This window comes from Actibacterium mucosum KCTC 23349 (genome assembly GCF_000647975.1).
In the GTDB taxonomy this organism is placed as follows: Bacteria; Pseudomonadota; Alphaproteobacteria; order Rhodobacterales; family Rhodobacteraceae; genus Actibacterium; species Actibacterium mucosum.
The window spans coordinates 135,872-155,092 of record NZ_JFKE01000004.1; the positions used below are offsets into that span (position 1 = coordinate 135,872).

Genomic DNA, 19,221 nt, shown 5'->3' on the forward strand with positions numbered 1-19,221 from the left:
CCGATGGGTGTTGTCGAAGATCTGGCCGACGATCTGGCGGTGAAAGTGATCGAAGCCTCGAAGGCCACGGACAATCCCAAGCTGATCGACGACGTGGCCGAGGAAATCCTCAAAACCTCGTCGACCACGCAAGAGGCCTTTTTGTCCGCTGTTCGCGTGCGCCTTTCCGTTGAACGGGCCGAAAAATACCTTGCAGGCCGTATGGCCAAGGAAAAACCGCAGACATGACCCGACTGGACGCGCAGCTGACCTTCCTGCGCGAGGCGGACAAGCTGAAATCGGTTGACCGGGCCAACCTGTTGATGGATCTCAGCCGGGTCGAGAATACAGCCGAACATTCATGGCACGTCGCCCTGTGCGCCATGCTGTTTGCACCCGATTTTCCCGATGTGGATGCCGACCGCGCCATCGCGATGTTGCTGCTGCACGACCTGGTCGAGATCGACGCGGGCGATCACCCGATCGATTCCGTCTTTGATGCCGACCAAGTGGCCCGGGCCGAGGCCGCCGCAGCCACCCGGTTGTTTGGCTTGCTGCCCGCCAATCAGGGGGCAACGCTTGCAGCCCTTTGGCAGGAATTCGAGGCCGCCGAAACCGGCGATGCCCGTTTCGCAAAGCTGATCGATCATTGCCACCCGATGTTTCAAACTCTGCTGGCCACCCATCCGCATCCCGAACACGTGGCGGTGGTGCGTGACAACCTTGCAACCGGGCGTGCCTCTGATCTGGGTCAAAGGTGGCCGGCGGGCCACGCGGCTGTCACGACTTTGCTGCAGGGCCGTCGTGGGGTTGGACCGCTTTGGGATCGGCTGGCGCTGCTGGCCGAGGCCGACCGGCTGAAATCCGTTCAGCGCGCCACCACCCTCTTTGACGGCAGCCGCAACGAGTTTACCGGCGAGCATTGCTGGCACGTCGCATTGTTTGCATTGGTGTTGGCCGAACACGCAATCCGGCCCGCCAACGCGGCCCGCGTTGTGCGGATGTTGCTGTTGCACGATCTGGTCGAGATCGATGCAGGCGACACGCCGATCCATGCCGGGGGCGATCCGGCTGTACAAGAGGCGGCCGAGTTGCGCGCCGCTGACCGTCTGTTTGGCCTGCTGCCCGCTGATCAGGCAACCGAATGGCGCGCGCTTTGGGACGTGTTCGAAGCCGCCCAATCGGATGACGCGCTTTTTGGCAAAGCCCTCGATCGCCTCCAGCCTGCCAAGGCGAACCTGCTGACCGATGGTGGGAACTGGCCGCATTACCGGGTCACGCGCGCGCAGCTTGATACCCGCGTTGGGGTCAAGATCCGCGCCGGTGCGCCGGCGCTTTGGGACTGGCTGGAACCGCGCGTTGATGCCTGGTTTGCCCGGACACGGTCGGCGGTTTTTTAAACAATCTCCATTTCGGCGCCACAAAGTTTAAAAACAACGTGCAAGTTTTCCGGTCACGCTGGGCCCGTGTCGCAGGAGGGTTATCGTGTTTCGAGTCTTTGGTTTTTGCTGTTTGGCGGGTTTGTTCTGGCCCGGCGCGGCCCTGTCCGAGGTGGCAATCTGGCTGGATGACGGCCACGGAACGCAACAGGTCTGGCATGCCGAATGCAATGAAACGGGCTGCATGGCGCGCACCGGAGATCTGCAGTTTTTCTTCGTAAGTACCTCGGAAATATGGGTAAAACACCCCAAGTCGACCTCGGCCAGGGTTTCTGTTTTTGATGGCTGGGGCACGGTGGAACTGCCCAACCTCTTCTTTCATCCCGTGACGCCGGCCGAACTGGGCCACCTTGCCCGCCCGCGCCATTGGCTGGTATTGGAGTTTCCGGACCGCCCTACCACCCATATCCCGCTGGCCGGCCTTGCCTCGATCATCGAAGCCTGGGCCCCCAACGCAATAAATGGCAGCGTTCCCAACGCGTTACAGCACCTGTCGGACACTGACCCCGCGAATTCAGTTGCCCCGTGGAACTTTGTGCCCCACACCAAACCTCAGATCGAGTTCGCGATTCACGCCCAAGGTGGCAATTCCATCGACCTCGGGCGGTAAGACCCGCGACAAAACGGTATACGACCGCATACAGCGCTTCCCATCCCGTCCATTATCAGGTACACCCCGGCCAAAATCCCGATTCCACAAAAACCGGAGTGACCCATGTCCAAGATCAAGGTTGAGAACCCCATCGTCGAGATGGATGGCGACGAGATGACCCGCATCATCTGGCAGTTCATCAAAGACAAGCTGATCCTGCCCTACCTCGATGTGGACCTGCTGTACTACGATCTGGGCATCGAAGCACGCGACGACACCAACGACCAGATCACCATCGACGCCGCCGAAAAGACCAAGGAAGTTGGCGTTGCTGTGAAATGCGCCACGATCACCCCCGACGAGGCCCGTGTTGAAGAATTCAACCTGAAAAAGATGTGGCGCTCGCCCAACGGCACCATCCGCAACATCCTGGGCGGTGTGGTGTTCCGTCAGCCGATCATCTGTAACAACGTGCCGCGCCTTGTACCCGGCTGGACCCAGCCGATCGTGATCGGCCGTCACGCCTTTGGCGACCAGTACCGCGCCACCGACATGAAGTTCCCCGGGCCGGGCAAGCTGTCGATGAAATTCGTCGGCGAAGACGGCACCGTGACCGAGCATGAAGTGTTCGACGCCCCCTCGTCGGGCGTGTTCATGTCGATGTACAACCTCGACAACTCGATCATCGACTTCGCCCGCGCCTCGATGAACTATGGCCTGAACCTGGGTTGGCCGGTCTACCTGTCGACCAAAAACACCATCATGAAGCAATACGATGGCCGCTTTATGGAGCTGTTCCAGAAGGTCTACGAGGAAGAGTTCGAAGACAAGTTCAAAGCCAAGGGCATCACCTACGAACACCGTCTGATCGACGACATGGTCGCCTGCGCGATGAAGTGGAACGGTGGTTTTGTCTGGGCCTGTAAGAACTATGATGGCGACGTGCAGTCGGACACCGTGGCACAGGGCTTTGGCTCGCTGGGCCTGATGACCTCGCAGCTGATGACGCCCGACGGAAAAATCGTCGAGGCCGAAGCCGCCCACGGCACCGTGACCCGCCACTATCGCCAGCACCAGAAGGGCGAAGAGACCTCGACGAACTCGATCGCGTCGATCTTTGCCTGGACCGGCGGGCTGAAGCACCGCGCGAAACTGGACGGCAATGAGGCACTGGCCAACTTTGCCCAGACCCTGGAAAAAGTCATCGTGGACACCGTGGAAAGCGGCGACATGACCAAAGACCTGGCCCTGCTGGTGGGTCCGGATCAGAAATGGCTGACCACCATGGGTTTCCTGGAAAAGGTTGACGAGAACTTGCAGGCCGCGCTGTAAGCCCCTGCAAATTAAACGAAAAGCCCCGCCAATCGGCGGGGCTTTTTGCGTTTTAAATGGGGCTTACTTGCCACGATTATGCGTGCGCGCATACATCTCGGCAATCATGCGGCTGGCTGTTTTTTCAAACAGACAAGGGATCACCGCGTGCACTGCTGCCGCCATCGCCGCGCCGAACAGTTTGATCGAGAACCCACCCGCAAAGGCTGCATGCTCGAAATAGCTTTCCTCGACACTGCGGGGATGGGTCAGAAAGATGCGGGTGATCATGTGCCGTGCTCCAGTTCGCTAAGTCCCCTGCATTTTATCGCCACAGCGATCGGCAAAGCTCCCAATTTGCTGCCCGGCATGCTAAAAATGTGGGACATAATCCCACAAGGAACCCAAATTGACGAACCTTGACCAAACAGACCGTGCGATTCTGAGCGTATTGCAACGTGACGCCGGCATTTCAATGGAGGATCTGGGCACCGCTGTGAACCTGTCGCGCAACGCGGTCTGGCGGCGTGTTAAGCTGTTGGAAGATGCAGGTGTGATCCGTGCCCGCGTTGCATTGCTGGACCCGGTCTCGGTTGACTTGCCGTTGACTGTTTTCGTGCAGGTCCGCACCAGCACCCATTCAGCGGATTGGCTGCGCAAATTCGCCACGGCAACTTCTGCCATTCCCGAGATCCTGGGTGTTCACCGCATGACTGGCGATCTGGACTACCTGATCCGCATTCAGGCGCGCGACGTGGCCGATTACGACCGGATTTATCAAAGCCTGATCGCCCGCGTGCCGTTAAGCGATGTTTCCGCCAGTTTCGTGATGGAGAACATAAAAGACACCCACGCCCTGCCGTTGCGCTAAAACTCGTCCAACGCGTCGCGCAAAAGGTTCGCCCTTTCATGGCTGTGGGGATGTGTGGACCACCAATTCGCACGGTCATCCGCGCCATAGATCTTTTCCATGATCTCGAAGAACTCAATAAGCCCTGCCGGATCGTATCCGGCCTTCTCGGCGATCTGCATGCCAAGAAGGTCCGCCTCAAGCTCTTGTTCGCGCGAGTTGGCAAGAGACAGCAGGATCCCCCCCTCGAACACAAGCTCTTCGAGAATCGGACCAACATCCCCAAGAATGAGCGCGACCAGTACAAATACCGACAGGCTTCGATACAGCTGTTTCAGCGCATGGTTCTGTTCAACATGCACCGTCTCGTGACTTAGAACACCGGCAATGATGTTGGGGTCAACAAAGTTCTGCACCAGTTCATCGGTGATGATGATCGCTCCACCCGGCAGGGCCAGGGCGTTGGCCCCCAGCCCGTCCATATACCTGAAATGCAACGTATAGTCGCCAAAGTCGGGCTTTGGTGCACTGCGAACAACATCGTCGAATATGGCCTGTACGTTTGCCTTCAGATCAACTGGCAACGTGCTGGGCTGCGCAATCGAACGGTCCAGAAGCGCCAGGTTGCTCTGGTCAATCAACTGAACAGCGGGTTCAGGTGTCAAAGCGATGGCGCCTGCCACCAAGAGCGCAATGCCAAAGCGCCAAACCAGGTACGCCGCGACAAATACACCTGCAACCACATAGGCCAACCGCATCGTCGGGCGTTCGATGTGCATCAGCCAGTCATCGGCCGCCGGACCCATCAACGCATCCAGCTGCCGGTGCTCCAGCGTTTCGAAGCGCCAGCCATTGCTGAACGACACGATGGATTGCCCCCCGGACACCCTGCTTTCGCGCGCGGCCTGCCCTTGGGTCAAAAGCTTACTGCTTAAATCTCGCAGGACGAATGTATCATTCTCGACCCTGATAAGGCAGGGCACCCGCGCAGCCCTGCCCGGCACATAGGCAAATCCGACGACTTCGTTAGAGGGGGAGGCCAATATCCAGACCTTCTATGTCACCATAGGCGTCGCCCACGGCGGTTTGAGCTTGCTGTGGCGATCCTACGAAATCATCAATGTTGCCTGCAACATGCACCTGTGTGTGCGCGGCAAGATAGCCCAGCATGCGGATCCGCGCCCAAGGCAACAGCAGGCCAACTGACACCACGACCAAAAGGGCGTTCGACAGGGCGATCCAGATCATTTTCAACGGTTGCACATTCGATCCAAAGCTGTGGCCGCCCTGCAGTTTGGTCGTGTTGTAAACGGCGTTTCGCAAGAAAGCTTGGACAATAAACCCGGCCGGAATAATCGCCGCAAAAATCACCGCGTAGGTCAAAAGCGGGGCAAACATGGCCCAGGCTAGACTTGGGTTCGCTCCCAAAAAATCGTCAGCAGACTGAATCGGCGGCAACAGCGCATAAACGACCAGCGCAACCGCCAATATCCAAGCACCTGCAATAAGAAAGGCCTTGTAAAACGCGCCTCGGCTGCAGTCGAACTCAAAATTGCTGCGCCCAAAGCGGAAGTTGTCGATCCGAAATCGGCGCTGACTTCTGACGACCAGCGGGTAAGTCAGATACAGCGTAAACACCGACACAATGGGGTACAGGATATAGACAACAAACGCCTCAACCGCTTCGCCAACAAAGTCGAAACGGAGACCGGACCAGCTGGTGACGCGGGCATTGAACCGGATCGAGCGGACGATGAGCCACGGAAGAAGGAAGAGCCACGCGATCAGGATCAATATGTTCAAGATCAATATGTTTGCCGCCAGCGTATAGGCCACAAGGCCTAGTACAATGATGATCCGGCCAATCAGGATCTGTTTGCCCGTCGCGTGGTAATCGAACGGGCGACCGTCGATTTTCAGGTGCTGGTAAAGATACTTGTTGGTGCGCACCTTGGCCCAGGCGGAATAGATGCCCAACGTCAGGATGGACAACAGGACATTAACAATCCATATCCCAAAGAAATCCTTGGTATTGCCGGTAAAGGTTACCTTATGAGTGGTCGTTTCGCGCATCTTTTACCCAACTGGTCAATCAACATTTACGTGCAACTTAAACCGGCTGCACCCGCAACACGAAAGGCAATTGCCTCATGTCCAAACCCCATCTGATGCTGTTGCTCGCAATCCTCACCGAGACGATTGGGACAACCGCATTAAACGCCAGTCAACAATTCACAAAAGCTTGGCCCACGGCGCTGATGGTTGTTGCCTATGTCGCATCGTTTTATTGTATGTCGCATGCGCTGAAGACCATGCCGGTTGGGATCGTTTATGCCATCTGGTCCGGATTGGGCATCGTGTTGATCGCGTTCATGGGGTTCTTGGTGTTTGGTCAACGTCTGGACCTTCCGGCCGTCGCGGGAATGGGGTTAATCGTCGCCGGTGTGCTGGTGATGCACCTGTTTTCGAACACCACGTCACACTAGGGCTGGCCTTTTCTGCGGGTGCACGCTATGGCCCCGGCAACCCTCGAATAAGGCTGTACTCATGGAACTCCGCAATATCGCGATTATCGCGCACGTTGACCACGGCAAGACGACGCTGGTGGACGAGCTTTTGAAACAATCGGGCGCCTTTCGCGAAAACCAGGCTGTGGACGAACGCGCCATGGACAGCAACGATCTGGAGCGCGAGCGCGGCATTACGATCTTTGCCAAACCCACCTCGGTGGAATGGAAATCCACCCGCATCAACATCGTCGACACCCCCGGCCACGCCGATTTCGGTGGCGAGGTTGAGCGGATCCTGAGCATGGTCGACGGCGTGGTCTTGCTGGTGGACGCGGCCGAGGGGCCGATGCCGCAGACCAAGTTCGTGACCTCCAAGGCGCTGGCGCTGGGTTTGCGCCCGATCGTGGTGTTGAACAAGGTCGACAAACCCGATGCCGAGCCCGACCGCGCGCTGGACGAGGTGTTTGACCTGTTTGCAAACCTCGAAGCCAATGACGATCAGCTGGACTTTCCGCATATGTACGCCTCGGGCCGTTCGGGCTGGGCCGACCATGCGCTGGACGGCCCGCGCAAAGACCTGCACGCGCTGTTTGACCTGATCGTTAACCACGTGCCGGCTCCGCGCCAGATCGCGCGTCAGGACGAAGATTTCAGCATGCTGGCTACCACGCTGGGCAGCGACCCGTTCATGGGCCGCATCCTGACCGGTCGTGTTGAAAGCGGCCGACTGAAGGTGGGTTCCACTGTTCAGGCGCTCAGCCGCGTGGGCCAAAAAATCGAACAGTTCCGCGTCACCAAGATTCAGGCGTTCCGCGGCCTGGCTCAGCAGGATATCGACGAGGCTGTGGCCGGCGACATCGTCTCGCTGGCCGGTATGGCCAAGGCCACCGTGGCCGACACGATCTGCGCGCTGGCGGTTGATGACCCCCTGGACGCACAGCCCATCGACCCGCCCACCATCACCGTGACCTTTGGCATCAATGACAGCCCGCTGGCCGGCCGCGACGGCAAAAAGGTGCAGTCGCGCGTCATCCGTGACCGGTTGATGAAAGAGGCCGAATCCAACGTCGCCATCCGCATCACCGACACCCCCGGCGGCGAGGCGTTCGAAGTTGCCGGCCGTGGCGAATTGCAGATGGGCGTTCTGATCGAGAACATGCGCCGCGAAGGGTTCGAGCTGTCGATCTCGCGTCCGCAGGTTCTGTTCCGCGAAGAAGACGGCACCCGCCTTGAACCGATCGAAGAAGTCACAATTGACGTCGATGACGAATATACCGGCGCCGTGGTCGAGAAAATCACTGGCGCCCGCAAGGGAGAACTGGCCGAGATGAAGCCCGCCGGCGCAGGCAAAACGCGTATCATCGCCCATGTCCCGTCGCGCGGCTTGATCGGCTATCATGGCGAGTTCCTGACCGACACCCGCGGCACCGGCGTTCTGAACCGCGTGTTCCACGAATGGGCCCCGCATAAAGGCGCCATTCCGGGCCGTCGGGCCGGCGTTCTGATCTCGATGGAACAGGGCGAGGCGGTGGCCTATGCGCTGTGGAACCTCGAAGAGCGCGGCAAGATGTTCATCGGCGCGCAAGAGGCCGTTTATCAGGGCATGATCATTGGCGAACACAGCCGCGACAATGATCTGGAGGTGAACCCGCTGAAGGGCAAGAAACTGACCAACGTGCGCGCCTCGGGCTCGGACGAGGCGGTGCGCCTGACTACGCCGGTCACCATGAGCCTGGAAGAAGCCATCGCCTATATCGACGATGACGAACTGGTCGAGGTTACGCCCAACGCCATCCGCCTGCGCAAACGCCACCTTGACCCGCATGAACGCAAGCGGGCGGCCAAATCAGCCTGATCGGCGATACACCTGAAAAATCTGTGACACGCTGCCATCGGGCAGCGTGTTGCGTTGCCGCACCGCCATCAACTGGCCGTCATCCGCCACCCGGCGCGCGGCATAGGCGCGCTCCGTTTCACCGTCAAAAGCGCGGCTGATCAACACGTGATCGCTTTCGGCAGTGTATTGCGCGTGGGTGATGCCGGGGATGTCCGTCACCGCGTGGCGGGGCCCCAGCGGGCCGGAAAACGCGATCTGCATCTCATCGCCCGACACCGGCTGCCAGGCAATCTCGAACCGAACGCTGTCTTGGTGCTGGGCGATGGCATAGCGCCCCCAAAGCGGCGCCGACCCGTGATCGTAAAAGGACAAGGACGGGATCATGGTCCATTTGCCCGCCCAAAGCGCCATGGCGTTACTCCGACGTCTCCACGATCAGCAATTCGCGCTCTGACGCGCCGCGCGCGTGGTTCAGCGCCTCTTGGTATTCGGGGCTGTGGTAACACGCCTCGGCGGCCTCAACCGACGGGAACTTGGCCACCACGTTGCGCGGGCGGTCGGTGCCCTCCAGCTGAACATAGCGCCCGGCGCGGGCAATGAAATAGCCGCCATGTTTCTCGATCGCGGGGCCGGCCAGCGCGGCGTATTTGCCATAGGCCTCGTCATCGGTCACGGTCACGTGGGCAATCCACAATGCAGGCATCTTATCCCTCCAATACGGCTTCGGCGGCTTTGATCGCGGCCGCGCCATTGGTGGCGTCCTTGCCGCCCCCCTGCGCCATGTCGGGCCGGCCGCCGCCACCCTTGCCGCCCAGTTCCACAACGGCCGCCTTAACCAGATCCACCGCCGACACGCGGTCAGTCAGGTCAGACGTCACACCTGCGGCCACCGCCGCCTTGCCCCCGGCATCGGCAATCAGCAGCACCGCGCCCGAGCCCAGCCGCGCCTTGTGCTCGTCGATCAGCGGCGGCAGGTCCTTGCCCGACACGCCGGTCAGAACCTGCGCGTGAAAGGCAATGCCGTTCACCTCGCGCGCCTCGGCCGTCTCGGCCGGGCCGCCCGCCATGGCCAGATCGCGGCGAAGCTGCGCCACCTCGTTGTTCAACGCCTTGCGCTCGTCCAGCAGGGTTTTCACCCGTTCGGTCAGCTCACCCGGCGCGGCCTTAACCACATTGGCCAGCTCGGCCACCAAGGCCGCCTGCGCGCCCAGATGGTCCAGCGCCGCCTGCCCGGTCAGCGCCTCGATCCGGCGCACGCCCGCCGACGACGCACTGTCGCCCAGCACCACGCACAGCCCGATATCGCCGGTCTGTTTCACATGGGTGCCACCGCACAGCTCCAGCGACCAGGTGGTGCCATCCAGGCCCTTGCCGGTCGCCGCCTGACCCATCGACACCACGCGCACTTCGTCGCCGTATTTCTCGCCAAAAAGCGCCTGCGCACCAATTGCGCGCGCGTCATCGGGCGTCATGATCCGCGTTTCAACGGCCGAGTTCTGGCGGATATAGGCGTTCACTTCGGCCTGCACGTCGGCAATCTCGGCCCCGGTCATCGCCTTGCTGTGGCTGAAATCGAACCGCAAACGGTCCGCCGCGTTCAACGAGCCCTTCTGCGCCACATGGTCCCCCAGCGTGCCCCGCAGCGCCTCGTGCAACAGGTGCGTGGCCGAGTGGTTGGCGCGGATCGCGCTGCGCCGGGCGTGGTCCACCCGCAGCTCCAGCGCGTCGCCCTTGGCCAGCGCCGCCTTTTCGGGGCGCACCTTGTGGGCAAACAGCCCGCCGGGCATCTTCTGCGTGTCCAGCACCGTGCCATTGGCATCGGGTTTCAGATAGGTGCCGGTGTCACCCACCTGCCCGCCGCTTTCGGCATAAAACGGCGTCTGGTTGACGATCAGCCAGCCTTCGTCGCCCACCGCAATCTCGTCCACTGCCGCGCCGTCCTTGACAAGCGCCAGCACCTGGCCTTCGGCCACCTCGGTGTCATAACCCAGGAAATCGGTTGGCTCGATGGCTTCGGCCAGATCGAACCAAACCGCCGCATCCTTGGCCTCACCCGAACCCGACCACGCGGCGCGCGCCTTGGCCTTCTGCTCGGCCATCGCGGCATCAAACCCGTCGGTATTCACCGCACGGTCCTTTTCGCGCAGGGCGTCCTGCGTCAGGTCCAGCGGGAAGCCGTATGTATCATAAAGCTTAAACGCCGTCTCGCCGGGCAATTCCGCATCTTCGGGCAGCTTCGCCAACTCGTCATCCAACAGCCGCAGCCCGCGTTCCAGCGTCTGCTTGAACCGGGTCTCTTCCAGCTTCAGCGTTTCTTCGATCATCGCCTGCGCCTGGCCCAGTTCGGGATAGGCCGCGCCCATCTGCGTCACCAGCGCCGGCACCAGCTTGTGCATCACCGGATCCTTCGCACCCAGCAGATGCGCATGCCGCATCGCGCGGCGCATGATCCGGCGCAGCACATATCCGCGCCCCTCATTCGACGGCATCACGCCATCGGCAATAAGGAACGAGGTTGACCGCAAGTGATCGGCAATCACGCGGTGATGCACGTTGCCCGGGCCATCGGCATCCTGGCTGGTCGCATTGGCCGAGGCCTCGATCAGCGCGCGCATCAGATCGGTGTCGTAATTGTCATGCTTACCCTGCAGCAGCGCGCCGATGCGTTCCAGCCCCATGCCGGTGTCGATCGACTGCATGTCCAGCGGCACCATCGAGCCGTCCTCGAACTGCTCGTTCTGCATGAACACGACGTTCCAGATCTCGATGAACCGGTCGCCATCCTCCTCAGGGCTGCCCGGAGGGCCACCCCAGATGTGGTCACCATGGTCATAGAAAATTTCGGTGCACGGCCCGCAGGGGCCCGTCGGGCCCATCTGCCAGAAATTGTCAGATGTGTCGATGCGGATGATCCGATCCTCGGGGATACCGATTTTCTTCCACATCTCAAAGGCTTCGTCATCGGTGTGATAGACGGTCGACAACAGGCGGCTCTTGTCGATGCCAAAATCCTTGGTCAGCAATTCCCAGGCAAAGGGGATCGCCTCGGCCTTGAAATAGTCGCCAAAGCTGAAATTCCCCAGCATCTCGAAAAACGTGTGGTGGCGCGCGGTATAGCCGACATTGTCCAGGTCGTTATGCTTGCCGCCGGCGCGCACGCATTTCTGCGAAGTTGTGGCACGCTTGTAGTCGCGTGTTTCAATCCCTGTGAACAGGTTCTTGAACTGCACCATGCCCGAGTTCGCGAACATCAGCGTCGGGTCGTTGCGCGGCACCAGCGGCGAACTGGCTACAACCTCGTGCCCGTTTTTCTCGAAATAGTTCAGAAAGGTCGATCGAATGTCGTTCAGGCTGGCCATGGGCTGGGTCTCTGCGGCAGGTTTCGGCGTCAAACCCGTTTAGCCCCGGCATTGGCAAGTGTCCACCGTTCAGGCCGCCCGCGCGCCACGATCGCAACAAATCCGTTCCGGTGGAAAGGGAATGATGTCGGCAACCGGCCCCTTGTCCGGTTGCAATGCACCATCCAGATAGGCCTCGATCTGATCGCGTGTGATCCCCAGATCATATAGCTGTTCGGCGTCCATAGCCTGCAAGATTGCACGATCGCGGCGACGGGCCAGATAGGTTCTTAAGCGATGCATGGGTACATTCCTTCTATAATTCTAAAAATATAGAAATTAATTGATAAAAGAAAAGGCCGGTTGCCCGGCCCTCTCGCTTAACCTTCCAGAACGTCGGACTCTTCTGGTGGTGCGTCGAAGTCTAGACCATGCGCCGCGCGGATCTTGTCCTCGATCTCCCAGGCGATTTCCTTATGTTCGCGCAGGAAGTTCTTGGCATTTTCGCGCCCTTGCCCGATGCGTTCGTCGCCATAGCTGAACCAGGCGCCCGATTTCTCGACCACACCGGCCTTTACGCCCAGATCCAGCAGCTCGCCGTTTTTCGAGATGCCTTCGCCATACATGATGTCGAACTCTACCTGCTTAAACGGCGGAGCCACCTTGTTTTTCACCACTTTCACGCGGGTTTGGTTGCCCACAACTTCGTCGCGGTCCTTGATTGCGCCAATACGGCGGATGTCCATGCGCACCGACGAATAGAATTTCAGCGCGTTGCCCCCAGTGGTGGTTTCCGGCGAACCAAACATCACACCGATTTTCATGCGGATCTGGTTGATAAAGATCACCATGCAGTTTGACCGTGCAATCGAGCCGGTCAGTTTGCGCATGGCCTGGCTCATCAAGCGGGCATGTACGCCCACGCTGCTGTCGCCCATATCACCTTCCAACTCCGATTTCGGGGTCAGTGCGGCCACCGAATCGACAACCACCATGTTCACAGCCCCCGACCGCACCAATGTGTCGGTGATCTCCAACGCTTGCTCGCCGGTGTCGGGCTGGCTGATCAGCAACTCGTCCAGGTTCACACCAAGCTTTTTTGCATATTGCGGGTCCAGCGCGTGTTCGGCATCCACAAAAGCGCAAACCCCGCCCTTTTTCTGTTCCTCGGCAACGCAATGCAGCGTCAATGTGGTCTTGCCGGAGCTTTCCGGCCCATAAATCTCGATGATCCGGCCTTTTGGAAGGCCACCAATGCCCAGCGCAATATCCAGCCCCAGCGAGCCGGTCGAAGTCGACTCGATCTCGGCGATGGCGTTGTCGCCACCCAGCTTCATGATCGAGCCCTTGCCGAATTGACGTTCAATTTGCGAAAGGGCGCTATCCAGCGCCTTTTGCTTGTCGGTGTTCCGTTTGTCGCTCATGCTCAGAAGATCCGCTGATGCCATTGTTTTCTTCCTTATTTCACACCCGCGCATGCGCGGCAATGTTTGCTGCTGTTCGCCTCTTGTTCTCATATGTATGAGATCAAACAGGGAACATTTCAAGAAAATTCCTTACAATTTGATGTTTTTTCGATTCCGGTTAAAAACTGGTTTACAGAAAACGTGAAAGTGGCAATCGGGCAGGAAAAACACGTCATGCTGGTGTTCTGGAAAGCCGGACTGGTGCTTTTGGCGGTTCCGAAAACCGGCACGCAGGCCTATGAAGCGATGCTTGCCGAGGAAGCAGACGTCGTGCTGCGACACCCTCCCGGCCTGAAACATATGCCCGCGCAGAAATTCACGCGCAAGTTCTTGCCATTGCTCGGCCCCGATGCCGTTGACCGTCTTGAGTCGGCAGCCGTGATCCGAGAACCGTTGGACTGGCTGGGAAGTTGGTTTCGCTACCGCAGCCGACCGCAATTGGATGGCCACCCCAACTCAACCGCGGGTCAAAGTTTTGATGCCTTCGTGGATGCCTATCTGGAAGATGAACCTCCGGCCTTTGCCCGCGTGGGGGCGCAAGCCCGGTTTGTCTCGAACGCCCAAGGCAAAGTAATTGTGGATCACCTGTTTGCATTTGAAAAGCCGGTGGCCTTCCGTGCGTTCTTGTCGGAACGATTGGGCAAGAACACACCCGAGCCACCGCCGCGCAATGTTTCACCCACGCGCAAACTGGTCCTGTCTTCCGAATTAGAGGCGAGGCTGCGCCAAAAACACGCCGCTGACTTTGCGCTGCACGAAAAGCTGGTTCAGTGAAGCTGTCCGTGGACCGTTGACGTCAGTTGCGCCAGCGAGAATGGTTTAGGCAGAAAGACCGAATTGGGGATGCGCCTTTGCGCTTCGGGGAACGTGTCTTCTGCATATCCTGACACGAATACAACGCGGGTGTCGGGCCGTTTTTCCAAAGCCTGGCGCACCCAACTTGGGCCATCCATCCCTGGCATGATGACATCGGTTACAAACACGTCGACGGAAACATCATCGTCCTCAAGCGTTGCCAAGGCTTCTTCTGCATTGCCGGCTTCCAGAACCGTGAACCCTCGCATTCGCAGGGCTCGAGACGCGAATGCACGCACTGGACCTTCGTCTTCAACCAACAAAACAACGCCTTCGGTGCCAACAGCATTTGCGTCATCATCTGCAGCTTGCGAGGCGTCGATTGCCGGGGCCGTTGGGACAAACGGAAGCTGATTGAGCATCGGTTCGCTGGTTTGCATCGGTTGATCGGTGACAACAGCGTCATCGGCGGGGAAATAAAGCGTGAAACACGTACCCGCCCCTACGGCGCTGTCTACAAAGATAAAGCCACCGGTCTGTTTGACGATCCCATAGGCCATCGACAGGCCCAGGCCAGTTCCCTCGCCCACGTTCTTGGTTGTAAAGAACGGCTCAAAGATCTTGGCACGTTTGTCCTCGGGAATACCGTGACCTTCATCGATGACGCGCACCAGGACATAGTCCCCGGCAGGGACCAAGGCACGGTCGCGTTTCAGATCTTCTTCGAGGAAATGCATGGCTGTTTCGATCCGCACCTCGCCACCTTCCGGCATCGCGTCGCGGGCATTGACCACGAGGTTCATCACGACCTGTTCAAGCTGCCGCTTATCTGCGCGGATCGGGGCAAGGTTGGGGTCGTTGTTGACCGTCAAATGCACACGCTCGCCCACAAGCCGGTTGAGCAGGTGGGAGAGGTCCGAGACCGTTTCGCGCATATCGACAACTTCCGGGCGCAGTGTCTGTTTGCGCGAAAAGGCCAGAAGCTGCCCCACCAGACTGGCCGCGCGTGTGGCGTTCTGACTTACCTGCATCAGGTCGGCATATTCCGGGTCCGTCTGATCATGTCGCAGCAACAACAGATCGCAATGCCCAGAAATAGCCGTCAACAGGTTGTTGAAATCATGTGCAATTCCACCAGCTAGCTGACCGATTGCCTGCATCTTCTGCCCTTGCACAAATTGAGCTTCGAGCGTTTTCAATTCGGTTGCATCCTGCAGTACGGCGACCACTTCGACGCGGTCATCGACTTGCACGCGCTGTACTGAAATCTGCAAAAAGACTTCTTGCGTGTCGTCACGAAGGCGCACCACTTCGGACCGGTTTGCCGCCCGGCTGCGCGCCGCATCGCTAACCCAATCTGTGATGGCGCGGCCGGGCCCTTCGACAAGCTCGGAAAGGTCCGTGACATTCTCCGATGCTTTCAGCAGGCCGCGCGCCAGGGCATTTGATTGTAATACCTCGCCCTTGGTCGACAATCGCAGAAGCGCCACCGGCAATGTGTCCAGATCCAGGTCATTTTGGCTTGGCACGGGCTCTGGCTGTTGCGCCGGCACAAAATAAATCTCGTGCCGGCCGTTGCCGCCTGCAATGCAGATAACCCGCACGGGCATCGGGCCTTCGGCGCCTATGATCTCCACGATGCCGTCCGAGGGCAGCTTTTCGGGAAAAATATGCTCGATAGATTTCGCACGCCCACCAAGTATGCGCCGCGCAGCTTCGTTCATGAACAAAATCGTTTGACCGCGCCCCACGGTGATCAGCGGCAAGCTGAGGGTTTCGGCCCCCCGCCCGCCCCCTCGCTCTTTCATTTCATCGAACCGCCAAAAGAAGGCGTTTTTTGCAATTTCCTGGACAGAGATCCGAACATGCCCGTTTCGGGTCACCACATCTTCGCGCGCTCCACCCTCTGTCTCGGCGCGGGACTGCAGCCGATGAATAACGGCTGCAGGGTTGGCAAAAAGCTCGCCCATTGCGCGCACGAGTGTCTCGGCAAGGTCAGAGCCGAACCTCTCCTTCGCGGCGGCATTGCGATAGGTCAACTGACCCAGGCTGTCTGTCACGAAACTTGGCGTGACGTCCTTGCCCGCAAAACTTGAAACAAGTTTCAGAGCATTGGACGGGCCACCAAGCTTAACCCGCGGGATGAGCCGAAGAAGAATGAACAGCCCTGCCATCGTTGCGGCCAACGCAAGGAAAACAATCGCGAAAAGAGGATCCGGCACATACAGGGCCGCCCCACCAAAAACGAGCGCGAACCCCAAAAGGTTCCACGTCTTCGGCGCCAGCATCGAGGCCGAGCGTTCGACGCTGCGTGGTGGCGAAACCAGTCGCGGCAAGGCTTCCTCCGTATCGATTCGAGTCCCCTCCATTTCCACGCGTATTGGTTAAGCCGGGATTAAGAATAATCCATACGACAACCCATGGTTGCTGTGAAGGGGAATTAGTCGGCCTGAAGCAGCGCCACAAAGAAGCCGTCACCGCCATCCAGTGGGGTTAATTGGCGCGTTTTCGAAACACGCCAATTGGGATTGGCCGAGGTGAAACGGCTAATCTGGTCGGCGTTTTCAGCCTGCAATACCGAACACGTGGCGTAGGCCAGCACGCCACCGGGCGCGACGAGACCGGCGCATGTTTGCAGGATGTCAAATTGGATGGCTTGCAGTTCAGCCAGTCTTTGCGGTGTCAGCGACCATTTGCCTTCCGGGCTGCGCCGCCACGCCCCGCTGCCTGAGCAAGGCACATCGCACAAAACGACGTCAAAGGGGCCCTCACCGGCCACTCGGTCAGGTTGCAAAATGTTTACGCGCACGCCGGCCCGTTTGGCGCGGCCTGGCAGATCTTTCATCCGGCGCGGATCGGCATCGTGGGCGTAGAACCGGGCATCGGTTCGGGCCGCAAGGGCCAGCGATTTTCCACCGCCCCCGGCGCAATAGTCCAGCACACGCCCTTTTTGTTCGACGGGGATCAGGTCGCTGATGGCTTGGCTGGCAGCATCCTGCAATTCAACCAGACCATCGCGAAACGGCCCGCTGTTTTGCACCCGCCGCGGGTTAGATGTGACCTGCAACGCTGTGCTGGACAGTGGGTGGGTGACGGTCTCGATCCCCTCTTCGTGCAGAGCTGCGGCGGCTTGCGCCCGTGATGCTTTGCGCAAATTCACCCGCAAAAAGACCGGGGCACGGTGGCGCATTGCCTCTGCCACGGCATCAGCCCGATCACCCAGCGCAGCGTTCCATTGTGGCAGCACCCAATCCGGCAGATCAGTCGGCAGATCATCGGGTGGTTGAAACGCGGCCTCTTCTGGCGTCAGCTTGGCAGGCGCATACCCTTCTCCGGTGAACACCTCGGACGGATTTGCGCCCGTGTCCCGCAATGCGCCCAACATCAATCCCCGCCCGGTCTTGGCCCCACCAAGAGTCGCGAAAGAGCGCCGACAACGCATTGCGCCAAAAACATGGTCCCGGATCGCCGCCCGGTCGCCCGACCCGGCAAAGCGGTTTCGCCGGGCCCAACTGGTCAGCTGTTGCTCGGCCGCCTGCCCCGCTAGGACCGCGTCCAAAATCTCGATCGCGGCGGCAATGCGCGCGGCGGGCGTCATTGGTTACATGACCCGGTAGTTGGGGCTTTCGCGAGTGATCTGCACATCGTGCACATGGCTTTCCTTTAGCCCCGCCCCAGTGATCTTCACGAAATTGCAGTTCTGCCGCATCTCGTCGACCGTCGCGCAGCCGGTATAGCCCATGGCCGCCCGCAAACCGCCCACCAACTGATGAACCACCGCACCGGCCGAGCCCTTGTACGGCACCTGCCCTTCGATCCCTTCGGGCACCAGTTTGTCGGTCGCCGCGTCCTTCTGGAAATAACGGTCGGCCGAACCGCGCGCCATGGCGCCCATGCTGCCCATACCACGATAGGATTTAAAGGACCGGCCCTGGTACAGGATCACCTCGCCAGGGCTTTCATCCGTTCCGGCGATCATGCTGCCCACCATGGCACACGAGGCCCCGGCGGCAATCGCCTTGGCGAAATCGCCCGAGAATTTGATGCCACCATCGGCAATAACCGGCACTCCGGTCTCGCGCGCGGCAGCGGCGCAATCCATGATCGCCGTCAGCTGTGGAACCCCGACACCGGCGACCATGCGCGTGGTGCAGATCGAGCCCGGCCCGATCCCCACCTTCACCGCATCCGCGCCCGCGCCGATCAGCGCGCGCGTTGCCTCGCCCGTGGCCACGTTGCCGGCCACGACCTGCACCTCGTTCGACAGGCGCTTGGCCCGCTCCACCGCTTGGGCAACCCCTTCGGAATGGCCATGCGCGGTGTCGATCACGATCAGGTCACAGCCCGCATCCACCAGCGCCTCAGAGCGTTCGAACCCGGCGTCGCCCACCGTGGTGGCCGCAGCCACCCGTAAACGGCCCAGATCGTCCTTACATGCCTGCGGGTTCAAAACCGATTGTTCGGTGTCTTTCAGCGTCAGAAGGCCGGTTAGCTTGCCCTCGCCATCCGTGATCAACAGCTTTTCGATCCGCCGCGCCTTCATCAAGCTCAACGCCTCACCCCGATCAACAGGCTCACGCAGGATCGCAAGGTTGTCCGAGCTCATCATCACGCTGACCGGTGTGCTGTCATCGCTGGCAAACCGCATGTCGCGGTTTGTGACAATACCCACAACACGTCGCGCCTCGTCGATCACGGGAAACCCGGTAAAGTTATAGCGTTCGATCAATGCCTTGGCGTCGGCGAGGGTTTGGTCAGGCGTCAATGTGATCGGGTTATAGACAACACCGCTTTCGAACCGTTTCACACGGCGCACTTCGCGCGACTGTTCTTCCACCGACAAATTACGGTGCACCACGCCCATACCGCCGGCCTGTGCCATGGCGATGGCCATGCGTGCCTCGGTCACGGTGTCCATAGCCGAGCTGAGCAGCGGAATGTTCAAGCGGATCGATTTGGTCACACGGGTGGCCGTATCCGCTGTGGACGGCAGGACAGAACTGGCGCCTGGAACCAGCAGAACGTCGTCGAAGGTAAGAGCCTCGCGAATCTCCATGGGAGCCTCCTTGGGAGTGTTCGTTTGGCGCTTCCCTATCTCATGGGC

General features: G+C 59.7%; 20 protein-coding genes. 9 read left to right on the forward strand and 11 right to left on the reverse strand.

Annotated elements, in window-relative coordinates; translation table 11 throughout:
• Positions 1-3: 3 nt before the first annotated feature.
• The 4 genes from ACMU_RS09955 (at position 4) to ACMU_RS09970 (ending at position 3,342) form a co-directional block, all read left to right on the forward strand.
• The gene (locus tag ACMU_RS09955) at positions 4-228 is read left to right on the forward strand and encodes a hypothetical protein (RefSeq protein WP_035259131.1); all 225 of its coding nucleotides are present in this window, start codon (positions 4-6) and stop codon (positions 226-228) included.
• Entirely contained in the window at positions 225-1,379 is a 1,155-nt protein-coding gene (locus tag ACMU_RS09960) for an HD domain-containing protein (protein WP_035259133.1), read from the forward strand. The genes ACMU_RS09955 and ACMU_RS09960 overlap by 4 nt, the downstream gene beginning before the upstream one ends.
• Positions 1,380-1,464: 85 nt before the next feature.
• A complete protein-coding gene (locus ACMU_RS09965; RefSeq protein ID WP_152544577.1) occupies positions 1,465-2,028 on the forward strand; it encodes a hypothetical protein in 564 nt (187 codons plus the stop codon).
• Positions 2,029-2,133: 105 nt separating this feature from the next.
• Positions 2,134-3,342 carry an NADP-dependent isocitrate dehydrogenase gene (locus tag ACMU_RS09970; protein WP_035259137.1) on the forward strand — a complete coding sequence of 403 codons (1,209 nt, stop codon included), beginning with the start codon at positions 2,134-2,136 and terminating at the stop codon, positions 3,340-3,342.
• A 63-nt stretch (positions 3,343-3,405) separates the two neighbouring features.
• Here ACMU_RS09970 and ACMU_RS09975 read toward each other — a convergent pair whose 3' ends face one another.
• Positions 3,406-3,612, reverse strand: a complete 207-nt coding sequence (locus ACMU_RS09975) for a DUF6356 family protein (RefSeq protein ID WP_035259139.1) — start codon at positions 3,610-3,612, stop codon at positions 3,406-3,408.
• Between the two features lie 118 nt (positions 3,613-3,730).
• Between ACMU_RS09975 and ACMU_RS09980 the strand changes: the two genes are divergently transcribed.
• On the forward strand, positions 3,731-4,192 hold the full coding sequence (locus ACMU_RS09980) for an Lrp/AsnC family transcriptional regulator (RefSeq protein ID WP_035259141.1): 462 nt from the start codon (positions 3,731-3,733) through the stop codon (positions 4,190-4,192).
• On the opposite strand, the gene ACMU_RS09985 is transcribed toward ACMU_RS09980, so the two are convergent.
• A complete protein-coding gene (locus ACMU_RS09985) occupies positions 4,189-5,058 on the reverse strand; it encodes a M48 family metallopeptidase (RefSeq protein WP_152544578.1) in 870 nt (289 codons plus the stop codon). The genes ACMU_RS09980 and ACMU_RS09985 overlap by 4 nt on opposite strands.
• Positions 5,059-5,197: 139 nt before the next feature.
• A complete protein-coding gene (locus ACMU_RS09990; RefSeq protein WP_236626247.1) occupies positions 5,198-6,178 on the reverse strand; it encodes a YjgN family protein in 981 nt (326 codons plus the stop codon).
• On the opposite strand from ACMU_RS09990, the gene ACMU_RS19730 reads away from it, so the two are divergent.
• From ACMU_RS19730 to typA, 3 genes are all read left to right on the forward strand, one after another.
• The gene (locus ACMU_RS19730; RefSeq protein WP_236626254.1) at positions 6,059-6,340 is read left to right on the forward strand and encodes a hypothetical protein; all 282 of its coding nucleotides are present in this window, start codon (positions 6,059-6,061) and stop codon (positions 6,338-6,340) included. The genes ACMU_RS09990 and ACMU_RS19730 overlap by 120 nt on opposite strands.
• Positions 6,340-6,657: a DMT family transporter gene (locus ACMU_RS09995; RefSeq protein ID WP_407636993.1), complete on the forward strand. Its 318-nt coding sequence runs from the start codon at positions 6,340-6,342 to the stop codon at positions 6,655-6,657. Before ACMU_RS19730 ends, ACMU_RS09995 begins: the two co-directional genes overlap by 1 nt.
• 61 nt (positions 6,658-6,718) lie before the next feature.
• Positions 6,719-8,536, forward strand: coding sequence for a translational GTPase TypA (gene typA / locus ACMU_RS10000; protein ID WP_035259147.1), 1,818 nt, complete (start codon positions 6,719-6,721; stop codon positions 8,534-8,536).
• Here typA and ACMU_RS10005 read toward each other — a convergent pair.
• The 5 genes from ACMU_RS10005 to recA all read right to left on the reverse strand — a co-directional run bounded on the left by ACMU_RS10005 (position 8,528) and on the right by recA (position 13,304).
• On the reverse strand, positions 8,528-8,929 hold the full coding sequence (locus ACMU_RS10005) for a hypothetical protein (RefSeq protein ID WP_035259149.1): 402 nt from the start codon (positions 8,927-8,929) through the stop codon (positions 8,528-8,530). The genes typA and ACMU_RS10005 overlap by 9 nt on opposite strands.
• Before the next feature lie 4 nt (positions 8,930-8,933).
• Entirely contained in the window at positions 8,934-9,221 is a 288-nt protein-coding gene (locus ACMU_RS10010; protein ID WP_035259151.1) for a DUF1330 domain-containing protein, read from the reverse strand.
• A 1-nt stretch (position 9,222) separates the two neighbouring features.
• Complete coding sequence (gene alaS / locus ACMU_RS10015; protein WP_035259154.1) at positions 9,223-11,877, reverse strand: alanine--tRNA ligase; 2,655 nt, start codon at positions 11,875-11,877, stop codon at positions 9,223-9,225.
• 69 nt (positions 11,878-11,946) lie between these two features.
• Complete coding sequence (locus tag ACMU_RS10020) at positions 11,947-12,159, reverse strand: DUF1127 domain-containing protein (protein WP_035259156.1); 213 nt, start codon at positions 12,157-12,159, stop codon at positions 11,947-11,949.
• 77 nt (positions 12,160-12,236) lie between these two features.
• Positions 12,237-13,304, reverse strand: coding sequence for a recombinase RecA (gene recA, locus ACMU_RS10025; protein WP_035259157.1), 1,068 nt, complete (start codon positions 13,302-13,304; stop codon positions 12,237-12,239).
• A gap of 42 nt (positions 13,305-13,346) precedes the next feature.
• Between recA and ACMU_RS10030 the strand changes: the two genes are divergently transcribed.
• Positions 13,347-14,096: a gamma-glutamyl kinase gene (locus ACMU_RS10030; RefSeq protein WP_236626234.1), complete on the forward strand. Its 750-nt coding sequence runs from the start codon at positions 13,347-13,349 to the stop codon at positions 14,094-14,096.
• On the opposite strand, the gene ACMU_RS10035 is transcribed toward ACMU_RS10030, so the two are convergent.
• The 3 genes from ACMU_RS10035 to guaB all read right to left on the reverse strand — a co-directional run bounded on the left by ACMU_RS10035 (position 14,090) and on the right by guaB (position 19,173).
• On the reverse strand, positions 14,090-16,453 hold the full coding sequence (locus ACMU_RS10035) for an ATP-binding response regulator (protein ID WP_236626235.1): 2,364 nt from the start codon (positions 16,451-16,453) through the stop codon (positions 14,090-14,092). The genes ACMU_RS10030 and ACMU_RS10035 overlap by 7 nt on opposite strands.
• 104 nt (positions 16,454-16,557) lie before the next feature.
• Positions 16,558-17,715, reverse strand: a complete 1,158-nt coding sequence (locus tag ACMU_RS10040) for an RsmB/NOP family class I SAM-dependent RNA methyltransferase (RefSeq protein ID WP_035259160.1) — start codon at positions 17,713-17,715, stop codon at positions 16,558-16,560.
• A gap of 3 nt (positions 17,716-17,718) precedes the next feature.
• Positions 17,719-19,173, reverse strand: a complete 1,455-nt coding sequence (gene guaB, locus ACMU_RS10045; protein WP_035259162.1) for an IMP dehydrogenase — start codon at positions 19,171-19,173, stop codon at positions 17,719-17,721.
• Positions 19,174-19,221 lie beyond the last annotated feature (48 nt).

What these genes read in the sequence shown, in the direction of transcription:
- ACMU_RS09955 (WP_035259131.1), top strand. Translation starts at nt 4, where the DNA reads ATGGGTGTTGTCGAAGATCTGGCCGACGATCTGGCGGTGAAAGTGATC.
- ACMU_RS09960 (WP_035259133.1), top strand. Translation starts at nt 225, where the DNA reads ATGACCCGACTGGACGCGCAGCTGACCTTCCTGCGCGAGGCGGACAAG.
- ACMU_RS09970 (WP_035259137.1), top strand. Translation starts at nt 2,134, where the DNA reads ATGTCCAAGATCAAGGTTGAGAACCCCATCGTCGAGATGGATGGCGAC.
- ACMU_RS09975 (WP_035259139.1), bottom strand. Translation starts at nt 3,612, where the DNA reads ATGATCACCCGCATCTTTCTGACCCATCCCCGCAGTGTCGAGGAAAGC.
- ACMU_RS09995 (WP_407636993.1), top strand. Translation starts at nt 6,340, where the DNA reads ATGCTGTTGCTCGCAATCCTCACCGAGACGATTGGGACAACCGCATTA.
- typA (WP_035259147.1), top strand. Translation starts at nt 6,719, where the DNA reads ATGGAACTCCGCAATATCGCGATTATCGCGCACGTTGACCACGGCAAG.
- ACMU_RS10005 (WP_035259149.1), bottom strand. Translation starts at nt 8,929, where the DNA reads ATGGCGCTTTGGGCGGGCAAATGGACCATGATCCCGTCCTTGTCCTTT.
- ACMU_RS10010 (WP_035259151.1), bottom strand. Translation starts at nt 9,221, where the DNA reads ATGCCTGCATTGTGGATTGCCCACGTGACCGTGACCGATGACGAGGCC.
- alaS (WP_035259154.1), bottom strand. Translation starts at nt 11,877, where the DNA reads ATGGCCAGCCTGAACGACATTCGATCGACCTTTCTGAACTATTTCGAG.
- ACMU_RS10020 (WP_035259156.1), bottom strand. Translation starts at nt 12,159, where the DNA reads ATGCATCGCTTAAGAACCTATCTGGCCCGTCGCCGCGATCGTGCAATC.
- recA (WP_035259157.1), bottom strand. Translation starts at nt 13,304, where the DNA reads ATGGCATCAGCGGATCTTCTGAGCATGAGCGACAAACGGAACACCGAC.
- ACMU_RS10040 (WP_035259160.1), bottom strand. Translation starts at nt 17,715, where the DNA reads ATGACGCCCGCCGCGCGCATTGCCGCCGCGATCGAGATTTTGGACGCG.
- guaB (WP_035259162.1), bottom strand. Translation starts at nt 19,173, where the DNA reads ATGGAGATTCGCGAGGCTCTTACCTTCGACGACGTTCTGCTGGTTCCA.